The organism is Azospirillum sp. Sh1 (genome assembly GCF_008365135.1).
In the GTDB taxonomy this organism is placed as follows: domain Bacteria; phylum Pseudomonadota; class Alphaproteobacteria; order Azospirillales; family Azospirillaceae; genus Azospirillum; species Azospirillum oryzae.
In genome coordinates this window covers 86,475-100,757 of record NZ_VTTK01000018.1, presented here as the reverse complement: position 1 = coordinate 100,757, position 14,283 = coordinate 86,475, and the positions used below count along the sequence as shown (strand labels likewise).

At 65.2% G+C, this 14,283-nt stretch carries 10 protein-coding genes and 1 pseudogene; 7 read left to right on the top strand and 4 right to left on the bottom strand.

Annotated features, from left to right (window positions below):
* Positions 1 to 155: 155 nt before the first annotated feature.
* The 4 genes from FZ029_RS18820 (at position 156) to FZ029_RS18805 (ending at position 5,670) form a co-directional block, all read left to right on the top strand.
* Positions 156 to 2,471: a hypothetical protein gene (locus FZ029_RS18820; protein WP_149270926.1), complete on the top strand. Its 2,316-nt coding sequence runs from the start codon at positions 156 to 158 to the stop codon at positions 2,469 to 2,471.
* Position 2,472: 1 nt separating this feature from the next.
* Positions 2,473 to 4,101 (top strand): nuclease domain-containing protein, encoded by a 1,629-nt coding sequence (locus FZ029_RS18815; RefSeq protein WP_149270924.1) that lies wholly within the window; start codon positions 2,473 to 2,475, stop codon positions 4,099 to 4,101.
* Between the two features lie 388 nt (positions 4,102 to 4,489).
* A complete protein-coding gene (locus FZ029_RS18810) occupies positions 4,490 to 4,861 on the top strand; it encodes a hypothetical protein (RefSeq protein ID WP_149270922.1) in 372 nt (123 codons plus the stop codon).
* Between the two features lie 77 nt (positions 4,862 to 4,938).
* The gene (locus FZ029_RS18805; RefSeq protein ID WP_149270920.1) at positions 4,939 to 5,670 is read left to right on the top strand and encodes a response regulator transcription factor; all 732 of its coding nucleotides are present in this window, start codon (positions 4,939 to 4,941) and stop codon (positions 5,668 to 5,670) included.
* A 77-nt stretch (positions 5,671 to 5,747) separates the two neighbouring features.
* Here FZ029_RS18805 and FZ029_RS18800 read toward each other — a convergent pair whose 3' ends face one another.
* Entirely contained in the window at positions 5,748 to 6,920 is a 1,173-nt protein-coding gene (locus FZ029_RS18800; protein ID WP_149270918.1) for a DNA-binding protein, read from the bottom strand.
* Positions 6,921 to 7,159: 239 nt separating this feature from the next.
* On the opposite strand from FZ029_RS18800, the pseudogene FZ029_RS18790 reads away from it, so the two are divergent.
* Positions 7,160 to 8,647, top strand: a pseudogene (locus tag FZ029_RS18790) (IS3 family transposase).
* 654 nt (positions 8,648 to 9,301) lie between these two features.
* Here FZ029_RS18790 and FZ029_RS18785 read toward each other — a convergent pair.
* The 3 genes from FZ029_RS18785 to FZ029_RS18775 all read right to left on the bottom strand — a co-directional run bounded on the left by FZ029_RS18785 (position 9,302) and on the right by FZ029_RS18775 (position 12,237).
* A complete protein-coding gene (locus FZ029_RS18785) occupies positions 9,302 to 9,508 on the bottom strand; it encodes a hypothetical protein (protein ID WP_149270916.1) in 207 nt (68 codons plus the stop codon).
* 11 nt (positions 9,509 to 9,519) lie between these two features.
* Positions 9,520 to 10,407: a hypothetical protein gene (locus FZ029_RS18780; RefSeq protein WP_149270914.1), complete on the bottom strand. Its 888-nt coding sequence runs from the start codon at positions 10,405 to 10,407 to the stop codon at positions 9,520 to 9,522.
* Between the two features lie 117 nt (positions 10,408 to 10,524).
* Positions 10,525 to 12,237 (bottom strand): virulence-associated E family protein, encoded by a 1,713-nt coding sequence (locus FZ029_RS18775; protein WP_188051978.1) that lies wholly within the window; start codon positions 12,235 to 12,237, stop codon positions 10,525 to 10,527.
* A gap of 302 nt (positions 12,238 to 12,539) precedes the next feature.
* On the opposite strand from FZ029_RS18775, the gene FZ029_RS18770 reads away from it, so the two are divergent.
* Positions 12,540 to 12,944 (top strand): hypothetical protein, encoded by a 405-nt coding sequence (locus FZ029_RS18770; RefSeq protein WP_149270910.1) that lies wholly within the window; start codon positions 12,540 to 12,542, stop codon positions 12,942 to 12,944.
* The gene (locus tag FZ029_RS18765; RefSeq protein WP_149270908.1) at positions 12,937 to 13,716 is read left to right on the top strand and encodes a hypothetical protein; all 780 of its coding nucleotides are present in this window, start codon (positions 12,937 to 12,939) and stop codon (positions 13,714 to 13,716) included. The genes FZ029_RS18770 and FZ029_RS18765 overlap by 8 nt, the downstream gene beginning before the upstream one ends.
* The last annotated feature ends 567 nt before the right edge of the window (positions 13,717 to 14,283 follow it).

Here is a 14,283-nt window from a genome sequence, read left to right as displayed (position 1 = left end):
GGTCGGAAATGAGGTGCAAGCGGACAATTCACTCTCATACCGCTGAATCGCCTGAAGGAATCTGCAATCCCGTGCTGACCGGTGCATTCCTATGATGGATCTCGACATTAACGTGTCCTATCTTGCGCGCCGTTACGTTGTGGGAGAGCGGTGCGGTGGACGATCTCAAGGCACTATACGAGGCCGGATTCGCGGCGAACTTCAGTAAGGAGTGGCACGCGAACTACTACCGCGCGGTGGAAGATGTGCATACTTTGCCGGAAGCGGCATGGAAGCGTCCAGATTTCCAGATGCGTCTGTGGGACATCGACGAGGTGGCCAACATCGGCCTGGGCCGCTCGGTGAACGTATCCAGCGCCGCCTCCGATCCCGCAGTGATCGATGCGCTGTGGGAGGTGAAAACTCTCGACCTGCCAATCGTCGCGGAGCTGCGGGCGAAACAGCTTGATCTTGCCTTCGACCGGATCATGCGGTTGGTCCACCCGAAGCACAATGTCCGGCGCCCGTCGGCGCGGCTGGTGCGCATCTTTGCGGTCCTGTTCCCCCGTGATGTCCTGTGTCTGCTGGATGACCGGCGGATCCAGGCGCTGCGTCGCTATCTGAAAATGCCGGTCCAACGGGGCCTGAGCCTGATCGGCAATCACGTTATGATCCGGGATGAACTCCGCCGCGAAATCGGAACGAACACCGATCTGGCGACCGACATCCGCCACAGCATGTTCGCTTGGTATCTGTGGGAGCAGGTCATCGAACCCAAGGCGGCCGCAGATTCGGCGGTAGTACCGCCCGCGGCAACGGCTCCGCCGCCGGAACGCACGGCCACCGACCGGCCGCATGTCGTCCTGCTGCCGCCCGCCCAGCAGCGCAAGGGCATGTTCTTCGTCGCCGACAACCTGTCTCTGCTGCTGTCGATCCTACGCGCCGCCGAGGGCGGCGTCGGCCGTGACGAGATGATCGCGGCCATCATGGCGGAAGCGCCGCAACTCAAGGCCAACTCCGCCGGGCAGGTGTTGTCTCAGGCGGTGACCCTGGGCCTGCTGACGGTGGACAGCGGCACCTACCGCCCTACGGAGGCCGGCACGGCTCTGCTGGAGGGTGAGAACCCGGCCAACATCCTGGCCAAGGTCTTCCTACGCAACATCTACGGCTTTGCCATCCTGCTGGACGAGCTGCGCCGCGCCGAAGGGCCGGTGACCAAGTCGGCGATGATCGATGTGGTGCGCGCCTGCCGGCCGAGCTGGACCAGCGAGCGCGCGCCCAACATGCTGATCAAGTGGGCCAGCACGCTCGGCCTCATCCGCGAACCGGAAGGCGGCGGCATCGAGCTGACCGAAGACGGCGACTATTGGGCGAGCGGCCTTCCCGACGATCCGGCGGCGTTGGAGGCGATGCGCGGGACAGCCGCGCTCGACGGCGACGCGGAGGCCGGATCGCCGGCGGACCTGGATGCGGAAAGCGACGTGCCGGCACCCGCCCTGCCGCCGATCGACGCCATCCTGGCCCGCTTCGCCGAGGATCCGGAGCTGCGCTCGCTGGTCTTCACCGACGATCAGATCCGCCTGTTCCACGCCGCGCTGACCGCGCTGGAGGGCAAGCGCTTCGTCCTGCTGGCCGGCCTGTCCGGCACCGGAAAGACCTCGCTGGCGCGGGCCTATGCGCGGGCCTGCTGCGACATCCTGGGGCTGCCGGTGAAGCGGCACTATCAGGAGACCGCCGTGCTGCCGGACTGGACCGACCCGACGGGGCTGCTGGGTTTCGTCAACCCGCTCGCCAACCCGCCGGCCTACCAGGAAACCGAGACGCTGCGCTTCCTGATGGCCGCCGACAGCCAGCGCGACCAGCCCTTCTTCCTGTGCCTGGACGAGATGAACCTCGCCCGCGTCGAGCATTATTTCGCCCCCTTCCTGTCGGCGATGGAGGGGCGGTCCACCCGCCTGTCCATCCACGCCGCTGGCGACGTAGTGGAGAATGTGCCGACCACCGTTCCCTGGCCGCGCAACCTGGTGATCGTCGGCACAGTGAACATGGACGAGACGACGCACCCCTTCTCCGACAAGGTGCTCGACCGCGCCTTTACCTTCGAGTTCTGGGACGTCGATTTGCCCGGCTGGCGCAAACGGGCGCTCGCCAAGGGTGCCGCCCCGGAACTGGTCGGCCGCGTCGGCGATGCGCTGGAGGCGCTTTACGCCGCACTCTACCCGGCGCGCCGGCACTTCGGCTACCGCGCCTGCGACGAGGTGCTGGCCTTCTGCCAAGCCTTCGCCGGCCCCGACCCGGCGGTGGCGCTGGACGCGGCCGTACTGGCGAAGGTGCTGCCGAAAATCCGCGGCGACGACGGCGGCGCCCTGCCGAAGGCGCTGGAGGAGGCTCGCGCCGTTTGCTCCACCCACGCACTGAAGACCTCCGCCGACCGGCTTGCCCGCATGGCCGAGCAGCTGCGGGCGCAGGGCGTCGTCCGCTTCTGGAGCTGATGTGGACATCACGCTTTCCCTGTACCGGAAGAGCAATGGCTGGCAGGACGCGACCCCGCCGGACGAGGACGCCATCGTTGCCTGCGCCGAGGGAGACCGGCTGCAGCTGCGGGTGAGGGCGGCGGAGGCGCCGACGGTCCATATGGGGGGCGACGACCTCGCACCGGCCCGGTTAGGCATGGTGGAAGGGCAAGTGGAAGCCGCCTACGAGTTCGTCATCGACAGCTGGGCGGGACGCACGAGCCTGCACGTTGCCATGGGCGAGCGTCGGCGCCGGCTGATCCTCGATGTGCAGCCACACCCTGGGAAGCTTGGCATCGAAGCCTTCGCAGCCATGCTGAATGAGCTGTCGGAGCGCTCCGCCGCCCTGCCCTGGGGCATGTCGCCGGGGCAGCAGGGTGGGCGCATCGCCGGTCCGACGGCGGCAGCGATCTTCCCGGCGGTGCTGGACGCGCTCATGCCGGAACTGCTGCGCCACCTCCGCCGCTTCCTGCGCGACCCGCCGATCGCGGTGCGGCGGCGGCGCGACTTGGCGCCGCTGTCCATGGCGCGGCGCCCCGACACCCAGACGGTACGCTGGCTCGCCAACCATCCGCGGACCCTGCTGGCTCTGCGCCCAGGTGACCGGGGCACCGGGGAGCAGCTGGCCGTGCTGCCCAGCGTGGAGCAGCCGATCACCGTGACCAACCACGACCACCCGGTCACCCGCCATCTCCACTTCCAGCTCTTGCGGGTGCGCCAGATGGTGGATGCCACGGCGCGCCGGTTCGAGACATTGGCCGGCAGCGGCAACTGGCGCATCGATCCGTTTGTTCGTGGGTATGCCGCGCGGGTTGCCGAGCAATGCCGTCAGCATCGCGCCGCGCTGGCCGACGCATTGTCCGCCCCTGCCTTCCGACAGTCGCCGCCCGAACCGGCACGGGAGGGCGCCTTGCAGGCGCTGGCGGACCTGCCCGCCGCGGCCGCGGTCCAGCGTCTGGCGCACCGGCTGCTCGGCGCCGGCCTGCAGCTCGATGCTGAGTCTGCGCTGGAGGCCAGCGTAAAGCGGACCTACGACCTGTACGAGTCGGTGGTCTTCTACAGGTTGGCCGACGCGGTGCAGGCGGCGCTCGGCCCGGGTTGGACGGCGCGCTGGTCCGAACCGGCCGGCGATGCGCACGAGGAAAAACCCCATGCCGCTGTTGAATGGCAGCGGAATGGCCAGCCGGCCGCGTCCGTGCGTCTGCTGTACCAGCAGACGTTCCGGGCGCATTCCGGCAAGCCCAACCTATGGCGCAGCCTGAGCGGGGAGCTCCGTCCCGACTACGTCATCGTGTTCGAGACGGACGGCGACTGCCACGGGTGGGTGATTCTCGACGCCAAATACCGCGCCAGCCGCGGCGCCGTGCATGACGCGCTGCGCGACCTGCACGTCTACCGGGATGCCCTGCGCCATCGCGACCGCAAAGCCCATGCCGCGTTCATCATCGTCCCTGCGCTGGACCAGGACGCCTCGGCCTATGCCACAGCCGATTACGTTGCGGAGCACGCGTTCGGCGCCGTGTTGAGCGGTGCTGATGGAGATAGCTTGGAATCCTGCCTGCGCGTCCACTGCAACTGTGTGACGGGTTCGCAGGCGAGCGCCGTTTAATTCTACACGCTTGGCGATGTCGTGCGGTTTGGGGGTGCTGCGGTTGGGCAGCGGCTTGGTGTTGGGCGGCAATCCCAGCTCCCGCCATGCCACCACCATTGGCGTGCCGATCAGCCGCATGACGCTGCTGCATCGTGTGCGTACCGGCGCGGCCGATCCGGTCCCGCCCGTCACGGTGCGGGTCACCTTCATCATCGCAGTAAACAATCGATCGTTGCCAGTTTGCTAGGACTTTTGCCCCACGTACGCAAAGTGGCCGATTGGGTGTGGAACAGCCGCATCGCGAGCGGCACGTCGGCCTCCCCGTCCGTGGGACCGGCGGCGGCCTGTGGACCGCCGGCCCCACGGACGGGATCGGCGGCACGTCCGTTTGCAAGGAGCAGCCGTCATGCCGATCCGTTTCACCGTCGCCCGCGTCCAGCAACTCACCGACTACCTTGATGAGGACGCCGTGCTGCAGGCCTCGCCGCTGCCAGTCGTCACGCCCACCGACACCGCGATCAACGATACGATCGATGCCATCGTGCTCCATTGCCACCGCTGGGCACGCCACGGCCATTCCGCGCGCCACCTTGAACACATACAGGCCCTGCTCGAGGTGTTGGGCCGGCATGCGTACACGCTTCAGATCGAACTCCGGGACGCTTTCGAGCGAGATGTCGACGCGCTGATCACGCAGGGGACCATTTGTGCCCATCCGACCCTGCCCCGTCCCGTCGTCCACTTCACCCCGATGCGCGTTGCGTTCAGCGGACCGTGAGAGCGCCCCAAACCGCGGGGAGAGGTCCTACGAAGCCACCCCACGCCGGCCTCCCGCATTTTCAGAGGGACAGGATTATGCCGAATACCGCACCCGTCCGCATAGTAGCGGCCGATGTGGCCGCGCCGCTGCCTCCGGCGGCGGTGGTGAGTGCCAATACTCTAATCGGGCAAGGGATTGCCCGCCTCGTCGAACGGACCGCACTGGCCAGCGCTGTCGACGTCTGTGAGTCTCTGCGGGGGCTCGACCCCGCGGTTGGGCACGGCATCGTGGTGCTACATGCGCCGAGCGTCGACACCGACTCTCTGGTTGATGTCGCGCAGGCGCGGTCACTCCACAGCACTCCAGTGGTCGCGGTCGTTATGCCGCCGGACCAGGGTGGGAACCTTGCCGCGGTGCTCGCCGCCGGCGCCGACATCCTTCTCGCCGGCACCGAGACACCGGAGGCGCTGCGCGCCGCCATGGCGAGCGTGGGCGTCGGCTTCGGGGCGGTATCGAAAAGCTTCACGCGGGCACTTGTGCTGCCGCCGATCGTGGGCGGCGACGAGCAGGCGACGATCGACCCGGCGTCCGGCCCTCTTGGGAGCCTCACTCCACAGCAGCGGACCATCGCCGCGTTGATCGCCCAGGGATTGCCCAACGCGGCGATCGCCAGACGGCTCCACATCAGCGAAGGGACGGTGAAAGTGCACAACACCGCAATTTTCCGTGGCACAAAGGTGCGGAGCCGCACCGAGCTGGCGTGCCGTCTGCTGCGCTCGATCCCACGACTTGCCGGGACGACGGGAGGCGAGGGAGGCCTGCCCTGAGAACCGATGCGCGGCCCTCAAGGCGGCGTTGCCGTCACCGTTTTGCCGGCGCCTCTATGGAAGGCGGTGTCGGTGTCCTACGCCGGAGCGGTAGCCGCGCCACCCCGCGGCCTCGTTGACTTCCGGCGCCCGACTGCCGCGGCGGATGCCGAAGCGAGGGAGGGTGGATGCACGGCCGCTTCTCCGCCGTTCGGCCCCTCGCACACGGCGGCGTCGCGTTCCGCGGTGAGACGGACGACCGTCCGGTCGGCCTCAATGCGCTTGCCCTGCTCATCATCGTAGGCCTGCCGCAGCCGCGCCACGTCAGCAACAGCAATCTTGGCCTCAGACCGCGCTTCGGCGGCGGCGCGCTCGGCGGCCACGCGCTCCTCCTGGAGCTTGTCGTTCCGTGCCCGCTCGCTGTCGCGCTGCTGACGCAGATCGGCGAGTTCCCGGCCGAGGCGTTCAATCTCGGCGGCGTGGTCCTGTCGGGCGGCGGTCATCTCCTGCCGCAGGGTCTCCGCGTCGCGTCGCGCTTCGATCGCGGCGCTCCGCGCGGTGTCGCGCTCGCTCTCTGCTTTTTCGGCGCGAACGTGCATGTCTCGAAGCTGATGATTGAGATTAGAGACCTCGCCCTGCAGAGTACCGATCTGGTCGGTGAGCGTGCCGACGTCGGCCAGCGCGACCCGCAGTCGCTCCCGCACGGTTTCAAGCTCGCGCTCCGCCTTCACCGCGCGCTCCTCGGCGGCGTCCAGGGCCGTCGCCATCTCGGCCTCATTGCCCGACGCCTCCGCGACAACGGCCTCACTCTCCTCGGTGATTCGGCGGATGCGGTCCGATGCCGCCGTCTCGACGCGATCGGCGCGCTCCTTCTCGTCGCGCTTGATGGTATCGATCCGGCTGCGGGCGATATCGCGCTCGGCGTTCACGACTGCCGCAAGCTTGCCTTTCACCACCTCGGCGAGCTGAGCCATGACCGCCCGCACTGCCGGATCGACGTCGAACTCGGCCGTCACGTCGTCGGTGTCCGGCCGGCGGGGCTGAACGGGCTCACCCTTCGTCGCCGCGGCCGTATCCACCCGTTCGCCGCGCAGGTCGCGTAGACGCCGCAGGATGTCGGTGTGGCTGCCGCCACCGAGCTCGTCACGCACCGCGCGGGTGGTCGGCTTCTTGCCCTCGGCGCCCAGCCGCCCGACGGCGGCCCGCACACTCTCTAGGGTGACCAACGGCTCGCCCCGCTCCTCGGCGGTCTCGTCGCGCGTGTCGGCCATTTCGCCCTCCCATCAGATTCGTAGCGGGAGGATAACACGTAGCCGTTACGCTCGTCCACGTTATTGTTACGAACTTCAAATAACAGCACGATCAATAACGAATTTGTTACGGCCTAGTTCGCGGAGTGACTTGAACAGTTGCGGCCTCCCTCGGTCGCAGCGCGGCACCCTCCGTGCCAATGAATGTGAGACACCGGCCCCCCTGAAGTTTAGGCTCGAGGGCGTAGGAAACTCATTGCATGGTCATGCCCAATAAGACGCCCCTGCCAGCCGCTGGAGTTGTCGCCGCCCCTGACGTTGGCAGCCAGCCGAGGATTGTCGCCGCGCCTGCGGCCGCCTCCCCGGAACTGTCCGCCCGTCCGAAACGCCGGACCTTCACGGCGGCTGAGAAGCTGCGGATCCTGGCCGAGACGGATCGGGCGGCGGACACGGGCGGGATCGCCGCGATCCTGCGGCGGGAAGGTCTGTACTCGTCGGCGCTGACGGACTGGCGTCGCCAGCGGGACGCCGGTGCCTTCGAGGCGCTGAAGCCGCTCAAGCGGGGACCGAAGGCGCCGGTCGCCCATCCTCTGGAGGTGGAACTGGCGAACGCGCGTTGCAACATCGCCTGCCTTGAACGCCGCTTGGAACGGGCCGAGGCGATCATCGACGTCCAAAAAAAACTCTCGACCCTTCTGGGGATTGCCCTGCCGCCGATCGACAGCGACGAGACGCCGCGATGACCGCGGTTGCCGCCTTGCCGACGGGTAGCGGTCTACGGAGCGCGGCCTGCACCGCCTTGGGCGTCTCGCGCTCCAGCGTCCATCGGCGTCGGGTCCGGTTGGCTGGTCGGTGTCCGGCGCCGCGCCCCCGGTCGCGTCCACCTCGTGCGCTTGCGGCCTTCGAGCGCCAGAGGGTGCTCGATCTGTTGCGCGAGCCGCGCTTTGCCGATCTGGCCCCGGCGGAAGTCTACGCCACGCTGCTCGACGAAGGCGTCTACCGCTGCTCGATCCGCACCATGTACCGCCTTCTGGCCGAACATGGTGAAGTCCGGGAACGGCGTGATCAACTCCGTCATCCGGTCTACCAGAAACCTGAATTGCTGGCGCAAGCCCCCAACCAAGTCTGGTCCTGGGACATCACCAAGCTGATGGGACCGATGAAATGGTCCTACTATTACCTCTACGTCATTCTCGACATCTTCAGCCGCCGAGTGGTGGGCTGGTGCGTTGCCGACGCCGAAAGCGCCACCCTGTTCAAGGCGTTGTTCGACGACACCATCGCCAAACAGGTCATTCCGCCCGGACAGTTGACCCTGCATGCCGATCGCGGCGGACCGATGAAGGCCAAGGCCAGCCCTCCTGCTCGCCGACCTCGGCGTCACCAAATCGCACAGCCGGCCCCACACCTCCAACGAAAACCCCTTCTCGGAGGCTCATTTCAAGACGCTGAAATACCAGCCGGAATTCCCCAAGCGCTTCGGCTGCATCGAGGACGCCAAGGTCTTCTGCCGCGATTTCTTCACCTGGTACAACCAGGACCACCATCACGCCGGGATCGGTCTGATGACCCCGGATCAGGTCCATCACGGGCAAGCCGACGCCGTTCATGCCGCCCGGCAAGAAACCCTCGATCACGCCTTTCGTATCAATCCAGAACGCTTCGTCCGCAAAAGGCCCGAACCGCCCGCCAAGCCAATCGAAGCCTGGATCAATCCGCCCAAGAAACCGGACAGCATCCAAGTCTAATTCACAACTCGGGCTGTCTCACAATCATTGACACGTTCCGGCACCCCTGCCTCCCCTACTCCCAATAATCGACAGGATCGGAGAACTTGCTTTCCCGGATGAACTGGCGGAGCCGGACTTCGGGAATACGCGTGTCGATGTTGGATGCGATCCCAATGTCGCGGGCGCCCTAACGCCTGCTGAGCAGGTCACGGACATGTCCGGCTTACGGCGCGCTCAGTATTGCCTTCAACGAGTGCCAGAACCGACTTGATACTGGCCCGTCTGCATTGCCGGTGCAGGTGGGTTCAACAGATCGCCATCTTGGATCGCCTTCCGCAGCGAGAGGGATTGCGTGACCGGCGCTGCAGACTGCGGGAAGCCTTGGTGTTTACCCAGGCTTGCTCTGTTTGTGCTCCGGGACTTCCTTCCTGACCGAGCCGTAGCTGCACGGTCCCTTTACGACCGCGTGCATCCCCGATGCCTTGTGTTTCTCCAGGATGATGCCGGTCCTGTCTCGCAGCGTGCGGGCTTTCAAATGCGCCCAATTGTTGGAACGGCTGGTTCCCCTGCAAAGTTCGCCGTTGGATGCCTAGAGATGCGTGCTACGGCATCGCGTTGATCAAGTCATTGGTATAATTCTTCGCGCCAGGGACTTGCAGCGCCGCAAATGAGCTATTCTTCGGGCTGCTCAATCTCCTGACACATCGCCACCGCATCCGCGCGGGCTGCCTGGACCATCCGGTACAGGCGGACGAGCGCCGGATCAACATCGCCGGAGGCGCCGTTGCTGGCGGCGAGAATGCAATCGACAGCCGCTGCCAGATCGCACATGCCATCGTGCAGCGCCGTGGTGATGAAACCCCTGCTGTGCCAGCTCATGCCTTGCCCCTTCAAACCAACTGCCGCGCGATGAAGCGCACATTTGGCGGCTGGCGCAGGAACTCGTGATCGCGCAGCACCTGGACAGCCGCGGGAAACCGGGTCGTCAGCCGTGCCCGTTCATGTCCTGTCGCCGCATCGAACCATTCCTGGAAGCGGTCGCGGTACATGTCGGTTTCGCCGATCGCCCGGTGTACACGCCAAGCGGCGCCCGTCGGCGTACCGATAAGATCGACGAACCAGCCTTCGGCCGCAGATGCGATGAAGAGCAAACGCATTTCGAGGGCGGCCTCTTCGTCATCACGCGGGAACAGGGCCAGGATCTTATTTGCACGAACGCGGATGCGGACCGGCACGTCCCGGTCAGCCACACGCACCGCCGCGGCGTCGCCGTTGAGATCGTCGAACAGGCGAACGCCGAGCCGCTCATACGCCATGGCGATCAGCGGCATCCGCATTGCCATCGCGCGGATCGCCGACTGCGGCAGGCAGACGCTGCCCTCGTACCAGCGCGTCAGAAGATCGACCGCTGCATCCTGCCAACCGTCAGCGGTGTAGTCGCCCTCATCGTCGGTGACCCACTCATGCACCAACTCGCCGGACAGGATGCTGAGCCCGTAGACGAAGAGTGCATTACGGATGAGATCGCGGGCGCGATTGTCGGTTTTGAAGAACCGGCGATCGCCCCAGGCTGCGTGCATCGCGGCCCAACGTTCTTCGACCGTGAGATCCTTGCGCTGTACGCCTACGAAGATCTGGGCGTTGACGGGGTATGGCTCAAACTGGAAATCATCGAACGGGATGGGACGCACCTCCATCTCGTGGCGGATGATACCGCGGTTCGGATTGCCCGGTGCCAGGGCGCCGCACAGCGGCGAGATGATGGTCTGGTTGGCCATGTTCTGTGCCTCTGTTGGAATGTTCGGATATCTGTCTATCCATACTTCCCTATGTACATATGTACAGATAGCTGGGGGTGGCAAGCCCCCGGCCGTTTCTTATTTCTTGCTGACAGATCAGGCACGGACATAGCGCCTTACCCGATCACCGCCTTCGCGGATCTGCCTAAGCGTGAACCCGCGGTGGGTCAGCATCCCCGCGACCCGGTTGGCGTCACGCTGCGTCTGCCCCTTCGTCTCAATGCCAATGTGCGCCAGGAATGCAGAGACCGAGATGCGAACCTCGAGAGCGGCGCGCTTTGCCTTGAGCGCCGTCTCAAGATTGGTGATCTCCAGGTCGAGGGCCGAGTTGAGCTTCTTGTCCGCGGCGCGCTCTGCCTTCTTCTGAACGATCAGCTTTTCCTGCCATTCAATCGTTGTGGCGGCCGCTGTGGCTTCGCGCTCCTTGTCTTCAATATAGCTGTCCAACTTCTCATCCCACACGTCGCCAATGTGGCGCTCGCGCTGCGCTTCACCGGCCATTGCCTCGGTCTTCTTGTCCAGCCACCAACGCTTCTCAGTCAGGTACACTTCGACCGCCTCGCCCCACAGCAGATCGCGGTCGCGCTGTAGGAGGCCGATCTCGACCTTCCTTGCGGTGATCGGCCAAAATCGGCGGTTGCCAGTCTCATCGCGCAGATACTGAGCGTTGTTGACGGTGCCCGCGAACAGGCAGGTGCGCGGCAGATCCTCGACACGCTGGTTATACGGGCGCCGGATCTTGTCAATGCGAGTCGTAACGAACGCTTTGACGGTGCTGACTTCCTTCTTGCTGAGCGCGTCGAGTTCGGCGATCTCGATGATCCACCTGCCCTCCAGTTGCATCGCCGCGTCCTTGGAGCCCAAGTCGCCCAAGTGGTCGGTGAACCAATCTTCGACCGGCATGAGATCACGGATCGATGTGGACTTGAGGAGCCCCTGCGCGCCCTGGATGACCAGCATGTTGTCGGCCTTGCAGCCGGGGCGCAGCGCACGCGCCGCAGCCGCCGTCAGCCACCGCTTGCCGACCTCAGCGTGATAGTGATCGCAGGGTGTCCCGTAGATGATGCTCAGCCACTTGTCCAAACGCGCCTTACGACCATCGGCGATCCACTTGGCATGGCACGCCTCAAGGTATTCCTGGACCGGGTTGACACGGTGCTCATGCGCGATCACCTCGACCGCGGAGCCGACGGTCTCGCGGTTGACAGGGATGCCTTGCTTCTGCACCCAGGCGGTGCACAGCGTGTCGTCACGGTCGTTCCAGTGGCGGCGCTGGAACGGGCGTTCCTTGCCGTCTTCGTCCGCCTCAGAAGCAATCCAGGGTGCGCGCTTTGACATCATTGTCTTGCGGGCGATCTCATCGTACTGCAGCACGCCCCGCATCAGCTCATGGCCTCGCAGGATCTGCAGCGCGTTGTGCACATTGCCGACCGGGGTGCCGCGGTCGGAGACGACCAACGCCTTCTGCCAGTCCTTCTTGTTGGCCTCGGCCAGATTGCGCCTGCGCACGGCGGCATTCGCCTCAACCTCCGCCTGGTCGGCCTCGTCAGCCCGCATCTTGTCACGCACGGAGCGATTGATCGATGCGGCCCGGATCTTGAGCGTGCGAGCGATCTCATCGACGAGCGTATCGTATCTGATCCGGTTGCTGCGGCAGATCGACACCAGCGAATCCAACGCCATGCCGGAAGCTAGGCGCTCAGGGTTGCCCTGAGCAAATTTGACAAACCAGGCGGCAGAGCCGGCTTCGATCGCAGACGAAAGGGTATCGTCACCGTCGCTTTCGACGGTAGCGTGCAGCGAGTCCATATTGTCGATCCTTACCCGCCGGGGTCGCTTCTTCCATTCCCGTGGGCATCGGAGGCAGCGCATTCAGCGCCGTGGCAATTGCGAGTATATATTTGGGGAGCGGGTGAGTCTCATGGTGCCGTTGTGCATCGGTGGATGCTGACTAAATTTTTTTAGCGCCAAAACCCACTCCCCACAAAGTCGGCGTGTCAGCACAAAATTTTGGGCGGCCGCTTGCCGCAACGATGGTCGGCGTCTACACTTACGTACATACAGAAATACAGATGCCTGACCATCTACCCAAACGACAGGAGGACGCAAACATGGCCCGCACCGTTCGTCGCAGCGCCGCCCATCTTGCGGAAGAGATCACTCCGCCAGTCGATGAGCGATTCGGCGCTGACTTCGACGCCGCGGCTGCCAAGACATTCACCCCGAACGCCGCGCCAGCCGCCGAAACCGATACGACGACACATCGCAAACCGCGTGTCGGCAAGCCGCTGATGGCCGGTGAACACGGCGTGACTCTGAGTTGGCGGATGCCGGTGACGTTTCGCAACCGCATCCGCGAACGCATCAAGAAGGAATCCGTGGACGGCGGCGCGTTCGAGGAGTTCGAGGTAACGCCCACGATTCAGGATGTCGCGCGCTGGATTGTCTCGGCCGCATGCGAGGATCCGGAGCTCTTCGTCAAGCTCGCGCTGAAGGGGAGGAAACACAGTGCTTAAAGTCATCTCATTCAACAAGACGAAGGGCGGTGCCGGCGCTTCGACCTCCGCCCACCTGCTGGCCAATGGCTTCGGTCTGCTGGACGTGGACTGCTGGCTTTTCTCCACCGACCAAACTCGCGAGGGCGAGAGCCTGGTACCGCCGAATGCAAGCGAAGGCCGACCGTACGCGTGGCTGGACGGGCGGGATCCGAAGGTCCTGGGGCCGGCAATTCGCAGGCTCGCCAGCCGACCGGGCGTGGTGATCGTTGACGGCGCGGCCAACCGCGCGGACATCGACAGCCTCATCGTGCCGCGTGCCGACCTGGTGATCGTGCCGACGATGCACTCGGAAGGCGACTTCCGCCAGCTCAAGGCCGACCTCTCCTATTTGACCAACCCGGCGAAGATCAAGCGCGTCGGCGACTTGGCCATCCAGCGCTCCGCTTGGCCCTCGGGCGTCACCGAGGATGCGGCGACCGCCGAGCTGCAGGCCTACATCCCAGCTGACCTGCACGGCGCGCTGCTGCCGCCCATCCCGTTCCGCTCGGCAGCGCGGCGCTTGGACCGCGAGGCCGTGCCGATCGACTACCGCCTGAGCAAATTGTGCCAAGAGCAGGCGAGGGCCGTCATCGCCTTCGCCAGGTGGAACCTGCTGGCACTCAAGTCGCCGAGTTCGGCGCAACCAGCCAAAGTAGACCCCAAGCCCAAGGCGAAGGCAAAGACCTCCGCTCTGGTCCAGGCCGACGGGCGTGATGAGAACGGATATATGAATATACCGCTGCCGATGTGACGGCACGGATTAAGCCCACGGAAGCACGCCCGACACCTCGTTGGGGGAGTCCGGCGGTCGCCATGGCCTTATTCGGCTTTCTTGAGCCCAGGTCATTCTTATCCCAGGGGAAGTCGATCACGCAGCTTCCTTGAGCGGCTTCCCCCCGCGTGACCGCAACGTGCCGCTGGGGAAGGCCGCCGATGCTGTAGCGGAGGCAACATTTAGTCATGGTGAGGTCTGGGGTGCGCCACATCGACACCGCCTCCAACGCTTAGCGAAGATCTTTCCAGCCCCGAGTTGGCCCGCACCCTCGCCGGCCTTGGGGCTCGACCGGACCTGCTCGACGACCTCGACTGCGGCGGCGCATAATCCCTGCGCAGGCCGACCTAACCACCCCTGAGCCAGCCCACAGACGTTGCTCGCCGACCAAGGGGCGACCATCTTGCGACTTTGACCTCGGAGCGGCGCCTCGGCAGCAGACCTGTGTAGTCAGCCTCCACCAAAATGGAAGTTGTTTCAAAATAAATCCTTTCACTATGGTGGAATTCTACATTTCCCAATACGTCTGCCCAGTGCTTTTTATCG

Excerpts from the sequence above, each read along its gene's own strand:
- FZ029_RS18785 (WP_149270916.1), bottom strand. The coding sequence starts at position 9,508 with ATGAGCTGGCACAGCAGGGGTTTCATCACCACGGCGCTGCACGATGGC.
- FZ029_RS18805 (WP_149270920.1), top strand. The coding sequence starts at position 4,939 with ATGCCGAATACCGCACCCGTCCGCATAGTAGCGGCCGATGTGGCCGCG.
- FZ029_RS18770 (WP_149270910.1), top strand. The coding sequence starts at position 12,540 with ATGGCCCGCACCGTTCGTCGCAGCGCCGCCCATCTTGCGGAAGAGATC.
- FZ029_RS18810 (WP_149270922.1), top strand. The coding sequence starts at position 4,490 with ATGCCGATCCGTTTCACCGTCGCCCGCGTCCAGCAACTCACCGACTAC.
- FZ029_RS18775 (WP_188051978.1), bottom strand. The coding sequence starts at position 12,237 with ATGGACTCGCTGCACGCTACCGTCGAAAGCGACGGTGACGATACCCTT.
- FZ029_RS18780 (WP_149270914.1), bottom strand. The coding sequence starts at position 10,407 with ATGGCCAACCAGACCATCATCTCGCCGCTGTGCGGCGCCCTGGCACCG.
- FZ029_RS18800 (WP_149270918.1), bottom strand. The coding sequence starts at position 6,920 with ATGGCCGACACGCGCGACGAGACCGCCGAGGAGCGGGGCGAGCCGTTG.